The organism is Levilactobacillus zymae DSM 19395 (genome assembly GCF_001434115.1).
Classification (GTDB): domain Bacteria; phylum Bacillota; class Bacilli; order Lactobacillales; family Lactobacillaceae; genus Levilactobacillus; species Levilactobacillus zymae.
The window spans coordinates 1-17,855 of the sequence record NZ_AZDW01000024.1 but is presented as its reverse complement, the minus strand read 5'-3'; the positions used below and the strand labels follow the sequence as shown (position 1 = coordinate 17,855).

13 protein-coding genes are annotated in these 17,855 nt (G+C 53.9%); all 13 read right to left on the bottom strand.

The features are described from left to right. Window positions 1-14: 14 nt before the first annotated feature. The 13 genes from citF to FD38_RS05465 all read right to left on the bottom strand — a co-directional run bounded on the left by citF (window position 15) and on the right by FD38_RS05465 (window position 17,659). On the bottom strand, window positions 15-1,553 hold the full coding sequence (gene citF, locus FD38_RS05525) for a citrate lyase subunit alpha (RefSeq protein ID WP_057732105.1): 1,539 nt from the start codon (window positions 1,551-1,553) through the stop codon (window positions 15-17). After that, window positions 1,543-2,457: a citrate (pro-3S)-lyase subunit beta gene (citE, locus tag FD38_RS05520; RefSeq protein ID WP_057732103.1), complete on the bottom strand. Its 915-nt coding sequence runs from the start codon at window positions 2,455-2,457 to the stop codon at window positions 1,543-1,545. Before citE ends, citF begins: the two co-directional genes overlap by 11 nt. A 2-nt stretch (window positions 2,458-2,459) precedes the next feature. Next, window positions 2,460-2,753: a citrate lyase acyl carrier protein gene (gene citD, locus FD38_RS05515; RefSeq protein ID WP_057732101.1), complete on the bottom strand. Its 294-nt coding sequence runs from the start codon at window positions 2,751-2,753 to the stop codon at window positions 2,460-2,462. A 334-nt stretch (window positions 2,754-3,087) separates the two neighbouring features. After that, window positions 3,088-4,506: an anion permease gene (locus FD38_RS05510; RefSeq protein WP_057732099.1), complete on the bottom strand. Its 1,419-nt coding sequence runs from the start codon at window positions 4,504-4,506 to the stop codon at window positions 3,088-3,090. A gap of 68 nt (window positions 4,507-4,574) precedes the next feature. Beyond that, window positions 4,575-5,969, bottom strand: a complete 1,395-nt coding sequence (locus FD38_RS05505) for a flavocytochrome c (RefSeq protein WP_057732097.1) — start codon at window positions 5,967-5,969, stop codon at window positions 4,575-4,577. Window positions 5,970-5,994: 25 nt separating this feature from the next. Further along, the gene (locus tag FD38_RS05500; protein ID WP_057732096.1) at window positions 5,995-6,561 is read right to left on the bottom strand and encodes an NADPH-dependent FMN reductase; all 567 of its coding nucleotides are present in this window, start codon (window positions 6,559-6,561) and stop codon (window positions 5,995-5,997) included. Window positions 6,562-6,670: 109 nt separating this feature from the next. Next, complete coding sequence (locus tag FD38_RS05495; RefSeq protein ID WP_057732094.1) at window positions 6,671-8,053, bottom strand: class II fumarate hydratase; 1,383 nt, start codon at window positions 8,051-8,053, stop codon at window positions 6,671-6,673. A gap of 478 nt (window positions 8,054-8,531) precedes the next feature. After that, entirely contained in the window at window positions 8,532-9,392 is an 861-nt protein-coding gene (locus FD38_RS05490) for an FAD synthetase family protein (protein WP_057732092.1), read from the bottom strand. Between the two features lie 72 nt (window positions 9,393-9,464). Beyond that, the gene (spxB, locus tag FD38_RS05485) at window positions 9,465-11,210 is read right to left on the bottom strand and encodes a pyruvate oxidase (protein ID WP_057732090.1); all 1,746 of its coding nucleotides are present in this window, start codon (window positions 11,208-11,210) and stop codon (window positions 9,465-9,467) included. Window positions 11,211-11,585: 375 nt separating this feature from the next. Continuing rightward, on the bottom strand, window positions 11,586-12,491 hold the full coding sequence (locus tag FD38_RS05480) for a LysR family transcriptional regulator (RefSeq protein ID WP_057732088.1): 906 nt from the start codon (window positions 12,489-12,491) through the stop codon (window positions 11,586-11,588). A gap of 203 nt (window positions 12,492-12,694) precedes the next feature. Further along, a complete protein-coding gene (locus tag FD38_RS05475) occupies window positions 12,695-13,648 on the bottom strand; it encodes an L-lactate dehydrogenase (RefSeq protein ID WP_087742694.1) in 954 nt (317 codons plus the stop codon). A 222-nt stretch (window positions 13,649-13,870) separates the two neighbouring features. Next, window positions 13,871-14,476 (bottom strand): pyroglutamyl-peptidase I, encoded by a 606-nt coding sequence (gene pcp / locus FD38_RS05470; protein WP_057732085.1) that lies wholly within the window; start codon window positions 14,474-14,476, stop codon window positions 13,871-13,873. 84 nt (window positions 14,477-14,560) lie between these two features. Then, window positions 14,561-17,659 carry a YfhO family protein gene (locus tag FD38_RS05465; RefSeq protein ID WP_057732082.1) on the bottom strand — a complete coding sequence of 1,033 codons (3,099 nt, stop codon included), beginning with the start codon at window positions 17,657-17,659 and terminating at the stop codon, window positions 14,561-14,563. Window positions 17,660-17,855 lie beyond the last annotated feature (196 nt).

Genomic DNA, 17,855 nt, shown 5'->3' with positions numbered 1-17,855 from the left:
GCCAAACAAAGAGGTTAGTCCTTAACTTCCTTAATTTCGTCGATGATACTGCCGTCACGGTATTCCACCATGGCAACGGTCCGGTCGGTGAATTCAAGGGGCTTCGGCGTGCCCACTTTCTTTTCGGCAAGTTTTTGTAAGTCTTCAATCGTGAAGACGGGGACACCCGGAATGTTGCTCAGGCTAGCGATTAAGTCCTTACGCTTAGGGTTGATGGCAATCCCAACTTCGGTCACGACCACGTCGATCGAGTCACCAGGGGTCACGACGGTCGTCACGTCGGGTACGATGGTGGCAATCCGGCCCCGAACTAACGGTGCGGAGATGATGGTCAGTTTGCTGGTCGCGGCGTCTTGGTGACCACCCACGGCCCCCCGAATCACGCCGTCCGAACCGGTCATGACGTTGACGTTGAACTTGGTGTCGATTTCCAAGGCACTCAGGATGGCCACGTCGAGTTGGTCGACCATGGCGCCCTTGTTGTCGGGATCGGCATACCAGGAAGCGTCGATTTCTTGTTGGTTCGGGTTCGATTGCATCGAATCAGCGGCACCCTTATCGAAGTCTTGCACGTCCATCACGCGACGAACTAAGCCTTCCTTTAAGAGGTCGGTGGTTGGCTTGGTAATGCCACCCAAAGCGAAGGAAGCGGTAATCTTGTTGGCAATCATGGCTTCACGCAGGTAACGCGTCACGGCCAAAGCAGCACCACCGGAACCGGTCTGGAATGAGAAGCCGTCCTTGAAGTATGGTGAATGCGTAATCACGTCGTTTACCATGCCGGCGATCTTCAATTCCTTCGGGTCCTTGGTGAACCGAGTTGCCCCTGATCCAATTTTATCAGGATCACCGACTTCGTCAACTTGAACCACGTAGTCCACTTGGGTCTGCTTGATGGAAGCTGGCGTGTTCGGGTAGTCGACCAGGTTGTCAGTCAACAGCACCACGTTGTCAGCGTATTGGGCGTCCATTAAGGCGTAACCCAGTGAACCGAAGACGGCTTTACCGGCCATCCCGTTGGCGTTCCCCAACTTGTCAGCGTTAGGAACCCCTAAGAAGGCCACGTCGATCTTGATGTCGCCGTGTTCGATGGCCCGTGCCCGGTTTCCGTGAGACCGGAAGATGACGGGGTTCTTTAAGCCACCGTGAGACACGAAGTCCCCTAAGGAACCGCGCATCCCAGAACTGGTGATGTTGGTGATGGTCCCCGCCTTGATGGCTTCGATCACCATGTCGTTCATCACACCGGTCAGTGACGATGGTGCTAAGGTCAGGTTCTTGATGCCGGCGTCGATGATGACCCGCATCACTTTGTTAAAGACGTAGTCCCCGTTCCGGAAGTGGTGGTGAAACGAAATGGTCATGCCGTCTTTGACCGTGGCCTTGACCACGTCTTCGATGGAATCAACCACCTTGTCGTTCCCCGTGGAAACGTGAACCTTAGGCGCAACCCGTTGGATTTCAGGGTTGCCAATTTCAGTTGAGGTGTATGGCTTGTAGTCGAGTTTGGCCATCAAGTCGTCGGACAGGGTCCGGTTTACATTATTCTTCAATATCATTACCCTCCTCATCAACTAAGTGCGATGCTTTGGCTAAACGCATTACACGTTGGGCCCGCAGAACAACTGGGCGGTCAACCATTTGACCGTTCATGGAGATAACCCCAGAGCCCTTTAATTTAGCTTCAGCGATGGCGTTGATCACGTTACGCGCGTTGGCAATTTCCTTAGCCGTTGGTTCGTAGACGCTGTTGACCATCTTGATTTGCCGTGGGTTGACCAGCGACTTCCCGTCGAACCCAAGTTGGTGAATGTAGCGGGTTTCGCGGTAGAAGCCTTCCGTGTCGTCCATGTTGGTGAAGACCGTATCGAAGGCGGCAATCCCGGCAGCCCGAGCGGCGTGGAGCACCATGTTGCGGGCAAATTCGAGTTCGGCCCCGTCTGGGTACCGGTGGGTCTTCATGTCGGTGGTGTAGTCTTCGGCGGATAAGGCGACCCCGATCATCCGGTCGGAAGCGGCGGCGATTTCTGGGACGTTCAAAACGCCCTTAGCGCTTTCGATGGCAGCCATCACGTGCGTTGAACCAGCTTCGCGGCCGAATTCCTTTTCAGCGGCGGCCACATCCTTGACCAGGTCCTTGATCATTTGGGCGGATTCAACCTTCGGCAGGCGAATCACGTCGATGCCAGCCTTGACCATGGCCCGTACGTCGTTGTGGTAGAACGGCGTGTCGATTCCGTTGACCCGCACGACCAATTCGGCCCCTTCGTAGTCTTGGGTTTGTAAGGCTTCGTAGACTAATACTCGAGCGGCGTCCTTTTCAGCCAAGGAAACGGCGTCTTCGAGGTCAAACATAATGGAGTCGGCACCATAGATCCCGGCATCCTTAACCATTGCGGGGTTGTTCCCCGGCACGAACATCATGGTCCGGCGTAAACGTTCTGAATTTTCTGCCATCGTTAGAATACCTCCCATGCAGGTTGATCGGTGGTTCCTAAAGCCCGTTGTGCGGCGGCAATGGTCCGCGCTTTGATCACACAGTCCAAGGCCCCTTTGTCCACGGCTTTGACGTTAGCGGCGGTGATATCCAAGGCTTGTAAGGTCTTGGTAATCAAGTCCCGAATCTGATCGCCAAATTGCTTTTCAACGGCGGAGTCCAAGGTAACCTTGATACCGTCCGTTCCTTTACTCAACATAATTTGGATATCGGAAGATTCCAAGGTACCCGCTAATGCTGTTTGCTTAATCTCCATTAAGTCCATCCCTTTCACGAGTGTCAGTTAATCGTGTAAATAATCACGAATTTATCTACCCAAAACTCATTTGTTTCCTGCTCTAATTATAGCTCATTTTTTAAATAATTCAAATATATCTCGTATTTTTACATTTTTTAAATTATTTTTGTGAAGTTCGCAACAGATAATTCAAAATTATCATCGGTAACGGGGAGACGGTTCCTTCCAGGCTCTCTGGTAACTCAACTCATCCCCCGCACTTCACTCTGCCGAGCAAGCCAAACATTCAACAACAAAAAGGGCTTGGCAAGCACACCGCTTACCAAGCCCTTCGTTTAGACTCAATTAAAGTTTACCAGAAGCCCAGAACCTTAGTCCATAAGGCCCCAATTCCGAACCAAACCACAATGTAGAAAACACCTAAGATGGCGTTCATCCGCCACCAGTCGGCTTGCTTCACGTAGCCGGTCCCGAACAGTAACGTTGCTGGACCACTCGCGTAGTGCGACGTAGAACTGTAGAGCGCCCCACACATTGCTAACAGCGTTGCCGCTAACATTGGTGGTACCCCAGCAGCAATGGCAACCCCTAACAGGGCCGCGTACATGGCACTGACGTGGGCCGTCCCACTGGCGAACAGGTAGTGAGAGTAGAAGTAGAAGACCAACAGAATGGCTAAGACAATGCCCCAGTTCATCCCGTTCAAACTACCACCCAAGGCCTTCGACAACCAAGGAATAAACCCTAATTCGGTCAATTCGTTGGCCATGAAGATCAGGATGGAGAACCAGATCAAGGTACTCCAAGCACCCGTTTCGTGGAGAATGTCGCTAACGGATAAGACCCCACAAACGACCAATACGGCAACGGCTAAGAAGGCCACCGTAGCGGCATCGATGCCGATGAAGCTTGATAAGATCCAGAGTAACAACGCCCCAACGAACACACCGGTCATAATCTTTTCGGCAATGCTCATTGGTCCCATGTCAGACAATTCACCCTCAGCCCAACTCTTGGCGTTTGGTGAATCCTTGATTTCAGGTGGGTACATCTTGTAAATCAAGAATGGTACGACTAACAAGCTAATGATCCCAGGAACTAAGCCGGCTAAGAACCAACTCATCCAGGTGATATTGACGTGCGCGGCCTTCGCCAAGGAAACGGCTAACAGGTTTGGCGCCATGGCCGTCATGAACATCCCAGAAGTGATGATGTTCCCGTGGAATTCAACGAAGGTCAGGAAAGACCCCATCTTGCGTTCCGTCCCGTCTTTCGGGTCGGAACCAAAAGTCTTGGCTAAGGATTCCAGAATCGGGTAAACGATCCCCCCGGCACGGGCGGTGTTACTTGGCGTTGCGGGTGACAGAATCAAATCGACCCCGACCAACGAGTAGGCTAAACCTAACGTCCGTTTCCCGAACAACCTAACGAAGAGTAACGCGATTCGCCGACCTAAACCGGTTTTCACGAAGCCCCGTGACAGGCAGTAGGCCATCACGATCAGCCAAACGGTCTTGTTCCCAAAACCAGTGACGGCCGTTTCCATTGGTACAATGTTCAACAATACGGTCAGGACGAAGCCGACCAATGCGACCCCGGCAATCGGTAACGGTTGGGTGATACATCCAATGATGGTCGCCACGAAGATGGCAAACATGTGCCAAGCCGCCATCGACACGCTGTCTGGTTTAACGGGTGACGCAAACCAGATAATCAGCCCTACCAATAATGGCAGGATAAATTTCTTATACTTAACTTTTTCCAATGTCATGATAGTGCCCCACTATTCTATGTGTTGAAACTTCTCTCTTACCTCACTAGGACCAGTACTGACTGGGTCTAGTCTTTCAAATATGTGTAAACTTGTTCCCCGGCTTGACGACCGAAGACCACCGTTTCGGCGATGGAATTCCCACCAATCCGGTTGTTACCGTGTAACCCACCGGCAACCTCACCGGCAGCGAACAATCCGCTTAACGTGGTGCCATCTTCCTTGAGCACTTGGGTTTGGGCGTTGATCTTGATGCCCCCCATGGTGTAGTGGATGGCTGGTGCAATGTGGATGGCGAAGAATGGTCCCGCGGAAATGTCGCGATCCATCCCCATGTTCCGGCCGAAGTCCGTGTCGTTCTGCCCGGCTACCGCTTGGTTCCAGGTCGTCACGGTACTGGACAACGTGTCGGCATCCATGTTCAACGTTTGCGCCAAGTCGGCGATGCTGTCGCCGTGCTTGACCAACCCGATGTGGTCGTAGAATTCAACGGCCTTGACCCGGGAACGAATCCCCGTATCAAAAATCAGGTAAGCACTCTTTTCCGGGAGTTGGTTGATGGCGTTCGTGACGTTCTTCCGGGTATCCAGTTCGTTGACGAACCGCTTCCCGTCGGCGCCCACTAAGATGGCCCCTTCACCCCGGACCGCTTCACCAATCAGGAAAGCGTGGTCGGTGTCTTGTTGCACCGTTGGGTGAACTTGAATCTGATCCATGTCGACCAGTGCGGCCCCAGCGGCCGTCGCCAGTTCGATCCCGTCGCCGGTCGCGCCGGGTTGGTTAGTGGTGTTGTAGCCGACCAGGTCTTCACGGTACTTACCGATCAACTTCTGGTTGGCCCCGAAACCACCGGTTGCCAAGACCACGGCATCGGCAGCGATTTGCACGCCGTCAGCCTGTTCGTCCTTGACCGTAACCCCGGTGACCTTGTCGTCGGTGACGTTAAGCTTAGTCACCGTGACGTTAGTAAAGACAGGAACCTTTTCGGCCTGAATCTGCTTTAACAGTTCGGTGACCAGGAACCCACCAATCGGTGCCATGGAACTTGGCCGGTGGGTCCGCTTCTTCTGCATCCCCCCGGTGACCGTCAAGTCATCCAAGACGATTCCGTGATCGGCCAACCAGTCGATGGCTAAGGCACTGTGACTGGTGAAGTAACGTAACATTTCAGGGTTGTTGAGTTGGCCCCCACCCTTGAAGGTGTCGGCGTAGAACTCTTCGTAGCTGTCGACCACGTGGTTGTGTAACTGCACGTTGGTTTCGGCGGCGTTCATCCCGGATGACGCCCGGTTGGTGTTCCCACCTAACTTGGGCATCTTTTCTAAGACCACGGGCTTCAAGCCTAATTCATGGGCTTGCATCGCGGCCACCAGCCCGGTACCCCCGGAACCGATGACGACTAAATCATAGCGGTCTTGTAATTCAGCTAAATCAGTTGGTACAAATTGGAATTTTTCTGCCATGAGAAGGTTTCCTTTCGTAATGAGGTTAGGCGCTAACGGAGACGGGGTTGAGGGCGGCGAATTGCACGAAGTTCGCTAGGCATTGGCCTAAGAAACTCACGCTGCGGTCGTCGACCAGTTGTCCCTGTTGGTCAAACTTGTCTTTGACCGTCGGCAACATGAATTCGTTACCGGGTAACACGCAGGCTTGAACGCCCGGTGCATCGAGGACTTGGCGTAAATTGGTTTGAGCCCGCACCGTTCCTTGGACCCCATAAGAAGTCCCCACGACCATTACTGGTTTGTTCTGGAAGGGGTGCGTGGCGCTCGATAGCCATTCCAAGACACTCTTTAACGCGGCGGGAATCGCGTGATCGTACTCGGGGGAGGCAATGATGACCCCGTCGGCCGCGTCGATGGCGGCACTCAAGGCCGTCACGCTAACGGGCGGGTTCTTCATTTGATTTTCGTTAAACAATGGAATATCCGCGATTTCGCGAACTTCGATCTCGGCCTGATCCGTGTAGGTCCGGCTCATGAACTGCAACAAAATGCGGTTGTAAGAAAAATCGGCGTTCGTGCCTACTAGGGCGATAAAGTGTGGCTTAGTCATACGTAAAATCCTCTCAATTCTCTCTAATAAGTTTCTCGGACAGATTGGCCCCCGCAAAGCCTACTGCGCTTCACGACGACCAGTCTGGTTAAACTACTATTTTTTAAAATTACCGATCGATGTTGGTCATCTTTAATGGATCGACCCACTTGTCGAAGTCTTCGGCGGAAACCTTACCGGACTTAACGGCGGCTTCTTTCAAGGTCGAACCAGCCTTGTCAGCGGCTTGGGCGATCTTGGCACTGTCGTGGTACCCAATGTGTGGAGAAAGGGCCGTGACCGTCATCAGGGAGTTGTCGACGAGTTCTTCCATCCGCTTGGCGTTGACCGTCATGCCGTGGATCATCTTGTCGGCGAAGCCCATCATGGTCCCGCGTAAGAGTTCAGCGGATTCCAGGAAGGCGTCGATCAGGACGGGCTTGTAAACGTTCATTTCGAAGTTCCCTTGAGAAGACGCCACCGTAACGGTCACATCGTTCCCCATGACCCGTGCAGCCGCCATGGTGATGGCTTCGGCTTGGGTTGGGTTGACCTTACCGGGCATGATGGAAGAGCCGGGTTCGTTAGCCGGGATGTTCAATTCGTCGTAAGCGGCCCGTGGACCGGAAGCTAAGAACCGTACATCGTTGGCAATCTTCATCAGGTCGGCAGCTAAGGTCTTCATGGCTCCGTGGACCACGTCTAAGCCGGAGTGGTGTGCTAAGCCGTAGAACTTGTTGGACTTCGCGGTAAAGGCTGGGCCGTAAACCTTAGTCATCTTCTTGGCGATTTCTTCGGCAAAACCAGGAGCGGCGTTCAAACCAGTCCCGACGGCGGTCCCACCCATGGCTAATTCCAATAAAGTTGGGTCTAAGGACTTCAAGTAGTCCAAGTCGTGTTGGATGGCACTGGCCCAACCACTGACTTCTTGGCCAAAGGTTAATGGCGTAGCGTCTTGTAAGTGGGTCCGGCCAATCTTAACCACGCGCCAGTATTCCTTTTGCTTAGCGGTTAATTCGTCGATTAAGTGTTGAGCGGCCTTTTCCAATTCTTGGACGGCCACACTGGCCGTGATGTTCATGGCCGTTGGGAAGATATCGTTGGAACTTTGACCATGGTTGACATCGTCATTAGGCAGCACTTCGATGTCGGGATTGATTTGCATTGCCTTGTGGGCGACGACTTCGTTGGTGTTCATGTTGGTTTGAGTCCCCGAACCCGTTTGGTAAACGCGTAATGGGAAGTCCTTGCGTAAGTCTTCGTCGCTTAAGGCCAATAATTCGTCGATGGCTTGTTGAATCAAGGCACCCTTTTCTGGGGAAATTTCGCCCAGGTCTTGGTTAGATTCAGCGGCGGCCTTCTTGATTTGAAGTAAAGCGCGAATCATTGCGATCGGCATAAATTGACCAGTCGGGAAGTTGTTCCGACTCCGTTCAGTTTGTGGGCCCCAAAGAGCCGTGCTAGGAATCTTAACGTCACCTAAGGTATCTGCTTCAATGCGATAATCTGCCATGGTAAGTTCCTCCAAATTTTTGTGATATTAGTAACTATTAATTTTAAAACTTGAGGGGACTCTTCGCGGTAAACTTGAAAAATCCCCTTTGACTTTACGAACAAGCTTAGAATAACCGGGAATTAGAGCTATAGTCAAACCCTCGCGGGGGTATAAAAAAACATAATAAGGTGTTGAATACCTCTTCACAACCCTACTCGTGTACGGATTCACAATTTCACAAGCGTTTTTTAAAATTACGAGGGACCTTTGCAAAATAAAAATAATTATTTGTAAGCGTTTACAATAATCATCAACAATTCCGTCTAACTTAGGGACCTGCGTCCAGGAGTGGTCCCCTACTGGCGCTTCGTCGACTGGCCCCCATCAGTGGGTGGATCGCTAAACTTTTTTAATACGGTCTTTCTCCGGCACCAAAAAGGACCTAGGTGGTATTGGCCTAGGTCCCTGGTATGACTGTCTACTTTTTAAAGCTTGGTTACATGGCGCGGACCGCGATCACCGGCGCGCTCCCCCGTTGCCAGGGGACCACGCGGGCCGCCTGGCGGGCTAAGATGGCGACTTCCACGGTCCGCTCTGTAGCGGAGAGGGCGGCCGTTTGGATCGTAAGCCCGTCAGTCGTGATGGTCAGCGTACCGGGCCACATCCCCGCCGTCGTCTTGAGCTGGCAGCGATAACTGCCCTGCGGTGGCCGTTGTTGCAGGCGACTCGCGGGATTGAAGGCGAAGGTCCCCCTAGCTTGGGGAATCACCTGCCCCGCTAAGGCGTACGGGTGGCCCAGTAAGGCGTTGGCCCGGGCGACGTTACCCACCTTGACCAGGTGACGAATGGCGGTAGACCCGATTTTCTCTTGGGCAGCGTCGTGTTCGGCGACCACCGTGACCGTGAAGCGGCCCCGGCTGTACTGTGCCATCTGAGAAATCTGGGTGTGCCCGCCCCGGCCAAAGGTGTAATCGAAGCCCCCGACAACGCCGCACACGTTGAGACCAATCAGGTAGGTCTCCACAAATTGTTGTGGCGAAATGGCCGCAAACTGCCGGTCGAAATCGACGACGTAGACGATGTCGGCGTGGTTTTGCCCCAACAGGTCCACTTTTTGACTAATGGTGTTCAGGTACCGAAAATCCGTGGTTAAGGTGGTCTCGAAGGCCCGGGAGGCGTGGCGGCTAAAGGTCATGACCGCTAACGGGACTTGGCGTGCGTCGGCCAACCGCCGGGCTTGGGCCAAGACGGCCTGGTGCCCGCGGTGGACCCCGTCAAAGAAGCCCAGGGCCATGACGACCCGCGGCATGGTGCGGTAGTGTTGAATCGTATTCGCGTTGAGTCGAATCACCTGCATCCCGATCACCTCCTGATAAGCAATCAGGGGAGATACCGAGATATCTCCCCTGGTTCCCGTTTCAACTTAGACTTAGTTCGTTTGGGCCTGCTTTAAGAAGTAGCTAAACGGCTTCAAGTCTTGAGCTTGGTACTTCTTGACGAATTCATCGATCTTGGCTTGGTCTTGCCATGCTGGGTCGATAAACATGTGTTCCGTGGTAAATGGCATCTCGTGAGTCAACTTCACGTCGATCAAGACTGGCTTGTCGGTGTTCTTAGCGGCATCGATCGCCTTTTGGAATTCGGCCTTGGTCGTGACAGTGAAGGCTTCGGCACCCATCCCTTTAGCGGCGGTTGCCCAGTCGGTGGCTGGCAAATCAACCCCGGATAATGGTTGGTGACTGTCGTCGGTTTGTTCTGCTTCGATGTAGCCTAAGGTTTCGTTACTGAAGACCACGTTGACGATGTGCAGGTTGTACTTCACTTGGGTGAGGATTTCTTCCATCAACATGGCGAAACCACCATCACCACTCAGACTGTAAACGTCGCGGTCTGGGTAAGCAACCTTGGCCGCAATGGAGGCTGGTAAGCCGAAGCCCATCGTAGCGTACTTCCCGGAAGTAACCCACTTCTGGTCGCCGTGAATGTCGACTAAGCGTTCGAAGTTGATGTTGACGTTACCAACATCGACCCCGAAGACGGCTTTGTCACTAGCGGTCTTGTTCAAGACATCGAAGATTGGTTCTGGCCGAACTGGCATCTGGTCGCTGTCCTTGAAGCTGTCTTGCCAAGCGACCCAGTTCTTCTTGTCGGCTAAGGAAGCTTCGTAGAAGGCGGAGTCTGGCTTAGCTTCACCGGCATCGATGATGGCCCGTAAGGCCTTCTTGGCGTCGGCTAACATTGGCAGATCCACGTGACGCCGCTTGCCTAACTTTTCGCTTTCAACGTCGATTTGGATGATCTTGGCTTTCTTGCTGAACAGGAAGATACTGAACGGCACGTCGTTACCAACCCACACAATCAAGTCGGTCGCAAAGCCCACTTCGGTCCCGGGCTTAGGGGCGACCCGACCAGTGGAGCCCAAGTATGCGGGGTAGTCTTCGTCTAAAATGCCCTTAGCTAAGACGGAAGAAACCAGTGGCATCTTGAACTTTTCGGAAGCTTCCTTTAATTCGGCTGCCGCGTTCTTGGCACCGATCCCAAAGTAGATCATTGGGGACTTGGCGTCCTTGATCATTTGAGCGGCCTTGGCAACGCTGGTTGGTTCTGGATCAGGGTAAACGGGTTCCACGTGCGTGTTCGCAGCGGAAACGTAGTTGTCTTCGATTTCGGCCCAACCAAAGTCCTTTGGAATGGTCAAAACGGCGACACCCTTCTTTTCGTAAGCTTGCTTGATGGCTTCGTCGGTCAAACGAGGCAGGCTTTCGGCCGTGGCTGCCGTGCGGTTCCAAACGGCAACGTCGTCAAAGATTGGTTCTTCATCCATGGCTTGGAAGAAGTCGATGTTCATCCGGCTAGTTGGCACTTGGGCCACGATGGCTAAGACTGGCGTACGGTCAACCTTGGCATCGTACAACCCGTTTAACAAGTGAACGGCACCAGGACCGGCAGAACCGAAGCAAACCCCGATCTTACCCGTCAACTTGGAATCCGCAGCGGCCGCAATGGCGCCGGCTTCTTCGTGACGAACTTGGATAAACTTCAACGTATCCTTTTGGTTGTGTAAGGCGTTCATGGTTGAGTCGAACGACCCACCAGGATACCCATAAATATGGTTAACGCCCCAGTCTTGAATCACTTTGAGAACTGCATCTGAACCACTAATCTTATCTGACATACGGCACTATCTCCTTATCATCATAGCCGTTGATCACCGTCCACCCACTTTACAACACGACTTATTCGGCGGAACGCTAACGGCTATCTCTTGATTACAAGTTACATATTAAAGCGCTTTCAAGATTATAGTCAAACTCTGAGTGCATTATAAGCAATGCTTATGTGGTTGCTATGACAGCGGTTACAGCCGTGTATTTTTGCACATGCTCAGCCGCTTAAAAAAAGTTTTATTTTTTTCACAAGTCCTTTGGTGGGTAATCTGTTAATTTAATGGTGGAAATAGGCGTGGCTGGGGCCCGGCCCTCCCCCATTACGGGGCGAATGACCGCTAAAAAGGCGCTCCATCTGCTGACAGAGCGCCTATAAGTTTTAATTATTGGGTCAAAGTCATGGGATCGGGAATCCGCATCTGCGACAGCAGCTTCACGAAAGCCGTCTCTTCGGGCGTCATGGAGTAGCCCTGCCGGTAAGCAATCGAGACGTTGAAGCGGTCCATCAGCTGGTCCGTGATTTTCAGGCCGACTACACCGTCGATCGCGCTCACCGCGTCTTGGACCAGAAACCCCAGACCCAGGTTTTCCCGCACGATGCCCTTGAGCCAGGCAATGTCCGGCGTGCGGTAAACGATGTTGGGCGTGATTCCCGCGGCCTTACAGTAGGCCCGGAAGGCTTCGGGATGGGCGAACTTCCCGTCGAGGCCGATGAATTGTTGCGTTCCTAATTCGGCAAAACTGATCGATTGGCGCTGGGCCAACGGGTTATCCGGGCTCACAATCACGTTGAACGGTCGGGCCCCCAGCGAAATCGCCTCGACGCCCTGATGGTGCAAGGGACGCGGGGAGCCAATCAACGCAATGTCGATATCGCCGCGGATCAGGTTGGTCAAGAGCTGGACCGACCCGTTTTCCACGATTTTGATCTGTTTCATCCAGCCACGGCGCAACAACGCCGCCGCCACTTGAGGGAAGTACAGGGCCCCGATGATGGGCGGTAGGCCGAAGCGAATCTGGCTTTGCTTGGAAAAATCAATCTCCCGGTGGGCCAACGAAATGCTACTCTGAATCGCCTGCGCGTTCTGGTACAGCAACATGCCGGCCCGGGTAATCACGGTTTGGTGGTGGACCCGGTCCTGCTGGACTAACGGGGCATCAAACTCCCGTTCCAGGCGCTTGATGGCCTGACTGACCGCGGGTTGGGAGACCGAAAACCGTTCCGCTACGTAGGTATAATTCTTGTACTGCACGATGGCCCGGAAAAACGCTAAATCACGGGTATTCACCAGCTATCATCCTTCTCTATCGGGTAGCCGGCGATCCCCCATCCCCGGTCAGTTCCCGTTATTATTACCTATTGTTATAACATACTCCCGGCGGTGGCCCTATTAATTTCTGGTCGCTGGGTAGCGGTTGGCCTCAGGCAGCTTCTTTTAATCAAAAAAAGAGCACCGAGAAATTTCCCGGTGCTCCAGTTAAATTCAAATGATTAGTTGACGGCCATGGCGTCGTCGAGAACCTTCTTCATCGCCTTGGCGGAATCGAGCATCTTGCCGCGTTCTTCAGCAGACAAGTCGAGTGGTAAGACCCGAGCGACCCCTTGGGCGTTGATCAGCGCTGGCGTCCCTAAGTACAGGTCCTTCACGCCGTATTCCCCATCCAGGTAAGCGCCGACGGGTAAGACCGCGTCTTCGTTCCCCAGAATGGCCCGCGTGATGCGCGCTAAGCAGGTCGCCACCCCGTAGAAGGTCGCGCCCTTCAAGCCGATGATTTGGCCACCCTTTTTACGGGCAGCGGCTTCCGTGGCTTGTAAGTCCGCCAACGACACGCCCTTGGCCTGAGCCACATCAAGTAACTTTTGGTCCCCGACCATGGCGTGCGAGTAAGCGGCAAATTGGGTATCCCCGTGTTCACCGATGACGTTCACGTTCAGCGTTTGCGGGGCCAAGTTCAGTTGCTTGCCTAAGGCCACGCGTAACCGGACCGTATCCAGCGAAGTCCCGGTCCCAAAGACCCGGTTCGTTGGGAAGCCGGACAACTTTTGCGTGGCGGCCGTTAGGATGTCGACGGGGTTGGCGGCGACCAAGAAGATGCCGTTAAAACCACTGTCGACCACTGGGCCCACGATCGTCTTTAAAATGTTCAAGTTCTTGTTGACCAGGTCCAACCGTGATTCACCGGGCTTCCGGGGAACCCCAGCCGTAATTACGACCAGGTCGGCATCCTTAGCATCGGCGTAGGTCCCAGCGTGAACCCACTTTGGCTTCCCCCAGAGTTGGGTGTCTTCCAAATCAATGGCGTCGCCCTCACTGTGGTCCTTTGCGATGTCGACAATCACCAGTTCATCCATGACTGGTTGTTGCATCATGAGCAAAGCGTACGACGACCCGACAGAACCGTCACCGACTAAGACAACTTTTTGATATTTTGTTTGTTTAAGCAAAATGAAACACCCTTTCAGCGCGTAATATCGCGGTTAGTAAAGGATAGCTCGTGCTACCCAGTGAAATTTCTGTGCGTGTCGTAAAGTCACCCTTATCATAACACGCTTTTTAAAAAATGCAATTTTTTGTGATTATTTTTAAAAATAAAAATAATCACCTCAAAAATTTCACAAGGGATTTTGGCCAAAATGAAAACCGCAGCATCCCTACTGCGGCTAAGGCTAATCCGTGATAATCGCTTCTAAGGCGGCCGTGATGCCCCGAACGGCATCGGCCAACGCTAAACTGGGGGTTCCCGGCCGGTGGATCACCTGTTCCGGCAAGAAGGGAATGTGCAGAAAACCGGCGCGAAGGTCGGGGAACTCGGTGGCCCGTAAGTATTGGGCCTGATACATCAGGTGGTTGCAGACAAAGGTCCCCGCCGTGGTCGATAGTTGGGCGGGCAAACCGGCCTGCTGGATGGCGGCGACCATGGCCTTGACCGGAAGCTGCGTGAAATAGGCCGGTGCCCCCGTCGGTTGAATGGATTGGTCCTGGGGCCGTTGTCCCGCATTATCGGCGATGCGGGCATCGTCTAAATTGATGGCGACCCGTTCGGGGGTCAGCGCCGCCCGACCACCTGCCTGGCCGATGCTGAGCACCACATCCGGTCGTTCCCGGACGATGGCCGCGTGCAGGACCTCGGCACTTTGACCAAAGACGGTCGGAATCTCCTGGGTCACGATGGTCGCCGTTTTCACCGTGGCGGGTAACCGCCGAACGGCCTCCCAAGCCGGATTAACGGTAGCGTGGTCAAACGGGTCAAACCCCGTTACTAGAATTTTCATGTTAGCAACTCCCTTCACTTTGGCCGCGCAAAAAAAAGCCGGCCACTCTTGTTAACGAGTGTACGACTTTTGGCCCGAAATAGCTTAATGTTTCGACTTGAGTGGTCGGCGTAGCAGGTGCCATAGTCCGCCGGCAAGGAGCAGTAACGCGCCGTCGAGGCTTAACCAGAGTCCGAGCTTTAGGCCCGGCGTCCGGTAGGTCAACACGATGCGGTGGTGACCCGCCGGTAAATTGGCCCCAACGAACCCGTCGTTCACCACCTGGGTGGCGGTCGCTTGACCATCGACCGTCAGGCGCCAACCGTCGGAATACGGGATCGACGTGGTCAACACGCTGGGCTGGGCCGCAGCTAAAGTCCCGCTGACCCGGTTGTCCGTGATTTGAGCGTGCTGCAACCCGCGTTGCTGGGCCGCGTGGACCTGACGATCGTAGGTCTGGCTAAACGGCATGGCGATCAGCTTGACCGACTTGAAGTTGATCTGTTGCGTGGCGCTAAAGGTCACGTCTACGGTCTGACGTTTTTGTCGACTATAACCCAGGTTAAGTAACACCCGGTGCTTTGGTTCGTAATCCGATAAGTTATCAATCCCGAATTGCGAGAAGGCCTGCGTTTGGTTTCGCGTCTTGGCCGTGACCCAGTAGTCGCCTAAGTCCGGATTCCGAACCGCATCGCGCCAATCGTTTAACTTGGTGAGGCGCGACCGCGGCGTGAGCCCCAAGACGCTGGTGTTATCCGCGGCCTGCATCCGTTCTTGGGTGGTCTGCGTCTGGGCCTGAATCCCGTCCAGTTCCAGATACAGTTCGGTCCCCTGGGCGGCTTGCGGCCGGTCAATGGTCAGGGTGTAGCTTAGCGGTTGGCCCTGCGCGTCACTGACCATCTGATGTAGACCAGTTTGGTTTGCCTGCTGGTTGTTGGCCACGATCTTTTGGTTCTGCGTCAAGACCCGGTCAAGGGCTTGGCGGTTATGGTTTAATTGCGCCAGCGGGACGTAGAGCTTTTCATCCGCCGCGCTCAATAAGCCGTTTTCGTCCAGCTTAAACTTCGGCGCCTTCAACGTCGCCCCGAAGTTGGCCGTTTGTTGCTGGTTCAAATTTCCCTTCTGCCCCACCACGGCCTGTTTGACCCGGTATTGGATGGCCTTATTGAGGCTGTCGACCACCGGAATCGTGTTCGCGGTCACCGTATAATCCAAATTCCGTTGCATCGGCGTGTAGTCAGCCGTGGTCACGTTTTTCGCTTTTTGTTTGACCAGCGCCGCTTGCGTCAGGCTACGTTCGCGGTCCGGACCCGAAAGCCGACGCCATTGTGCGGTCGTCAGAGCTTGGGGTTGACTGTAGACCAGTGGAAAGGCGAGCTTACTGGTCAGCACCTGCGTGCCGGTCCCGTTGGATAACCCGTAGACGGGGTGCTCGTTAAACACCTTTTTAGCCACGTGATACCCGTACGGCAACGCCTTTTTAGCGGCAATCTGGTCCTGACGGGCAAACAGATATTTTACGCCCAACAGGTTATTGAACGCCGTGCGGTTGTCCGCCTGAGTAATCGGCGAGTTCATCGCGTATTGCGAGTTCTGCAGGTCCTGACTGAACTGCCCGACGTAGCCGTTTTCCACGGAGAAGTACGACATGATGCCGTGCAGGCCGTGGAGCATCGTGAAATTATTCCCCACGGTCCGCAGCAGATTATAGTCCGGCAGCGTGCTGACCCGGGTAAACTGTGGATCTGCCTTGGGGACCACCTGAGCTCCGTCGTAGTAGTCTTTCAAATACTTGGTGGCGTCACCGCGACGTAACTGTTGCGTCGCCGGCCGACCCGCGTTGGGATCGTAATACCCCCAGGCGTTACTGATCAGGTTTAATCCCAACAACCCACTGACCAAAGTCAATGTGACCTTCGCCGGTTGATGGGCGCTACCGACCAAGACCACCGTCAAGGCCAGCAATAGCCCGTAGGTGATCAGATTACGTCCTGGGTTATTAAACACTAACCCGTTGCTCAGATATACCAGCAGCAGTAAGCCACCGGTCGCTCCCATCAACCACCACCGGTCGTGCGGCGTCAACGTGGTCACGTGGTCGGTCAGCACCATCGTCGCCAGCGTTACGGGGACGGCCACCAGCAACAGCCAGCGGTTAGACGGCGTCGAGAGGACGTTAAAGAAGGCCGCGACCGCCGGGAAACCCAGACCGACGATGATCAAGACCAGCGTCAGCGCTAGACTGCGCTGTTGTCGCCAGTGCACCAGGACGTACACGCAGCCCAGAAAGCCCAGGCCACTCATTCCCAGAATCGCCCAGTAGGTCGGACTATTCCCGGTGGTCAAAATCGCGTTACTGAGTTTTAAGTAATAGCTCAACGGGTACAGCCACAGGCCGTTGGCGAATTTCGCCGCCGCCCGCGTGGACTGAAGCATCATCAGCACCGATGGTAGGATCAGGACGCCCGCGAACAAGGCCCCACTCACCGCCGCCAGTAAACACCGCCGAATCGCGGCGCCCAAACTAATGGCCAAGTCGTGGGCCGCCCGCAAATGACCATAACGAATCACGGCGTAAATCAAGCTTCCCAATCCTAATATGTAAGCAAAATAGAAGTTACTCAGGATCGCAATTCCCGTGACCATTCCCAAAAAGGCCCAGCTTTGCCCGTGATAGATCCGGTCAATTCCCACTAGCAACAGCGGGAACCAGATCATCGGCAAGAGAAAGAACGGATGGTGGTCCCCCACCATTAACGAGTAGCCCGTAAAGGCGTAGGCTAACGTCCCTAATAGTTGACTGATTGGTTTAAAATGGTAACGTTTGGCTAACGGGATAAACGCCAGCCCCGTGGCGTACAGGCGTAAGATGATGAACAACCCGTAGCCCGCTTCGAAATGTTTCAACGGGAAGAGGGCCAGAAGATACGCGAAGGGGTCCCCCAACACGTAATAGGCCAGCGTTGTTAGCTTATCCGCACCCAGCCCGAAGGTCCACGACCAACCGGCCAGACCGGCCAGACCCTTTTGAGTCAACAAGCGGTGTAACTCGATCATGATTGGATAATGTTGGGTGATGCCGTCCATGTTCCAGATCAACGTCCGGTGGGCTAGTACGAAGACCCCAAAGCTCAGGCCCCCAATCACCAAGAACGCTAGCGTATAAAGCAGCGTGATGGGCCACCGGTGGTGTGCAATCTCCATTTTTTATTAAACCCCCAATAATTTTTACACGTCTTTAAAATTGTCTAGTTTTAATGTACAAAGCTGACCAGCGAGTGTCAAACTCGCCGACCGGCCGAAACTGGCGCCGCTTTGCCAAGCACCGCGTTTTGCGCTACCCTTATCCTGAATTATTCACCAGAAACTCCAAAATCCCCATCAAACACATGATTCAAGT

Coding starts and splice junctions, on each gene's coding strand:
- citE (WP_057732103.1), bottom strand. CDS start 2,457: ATGGCAGAAAATTCAGAACGTTTACGCCGGACCATGATGTTCGTGCCG.
- pcp (WP_057732085.1), bottom strand. CDS start 14,476: ATGAAAATTCTAGTAACGGGGTTTGACCCGTTTGACCACGCTACCGTT.
- FD38_RS05510 (WP_057732099.1), bottom strand. CDS start 4,506: ATGACATTGGAAAAAGTTAAGTATAAGAAATTTATCCTGCCATTATTG.
- FD38_RS05465 (WP_057732082.1), bottom strand. CDS start 17,659: ATGGAGATTGCACACCACCGGTGGCCCATCACGCTGCTTTATACGCTA.
- FD38_RS05495 (WP_057732094.1), bottom strand. CDS start 8,053: ATGGCAGATTATCGCATTGAAGCAGATACCTTAGGTGACGTTAAGATT.
- FD38_RS05490 (WP_057732092.1), bottom strand. CDS start 9,392: ATGCAGGTGATTCGACTCAACGCGAATACGATTCAACACTACCGCACC.
- FD38_RS05500 (WP_057732096.1), bottom strand. CDS start 6,561: ATGACTAAGCCACACTTTATCGCCCTAGTAGGCACGAACGCCGATTTT.
- FD38_RS05505 (WP_057732097.1), bottom strand. CDS start 5,969: ATGGCAGAAAAATTCCAATTTGTACCAACTGATTTAGCTGAATTACAA.
- citD (WP_057732101.1), bottom strand. CDS start 2,753: ATGGAGATTAAGCAAACAGCATTAGCGGGTACCTTGGAATCTTCCGAT.
- spxB (WP_057732090.1), bottom strand. CDS start 11,210: ATGTCAGATAAGATTAGTGGTTCAGATGCAGTTCTCAAAGTGATTCAA.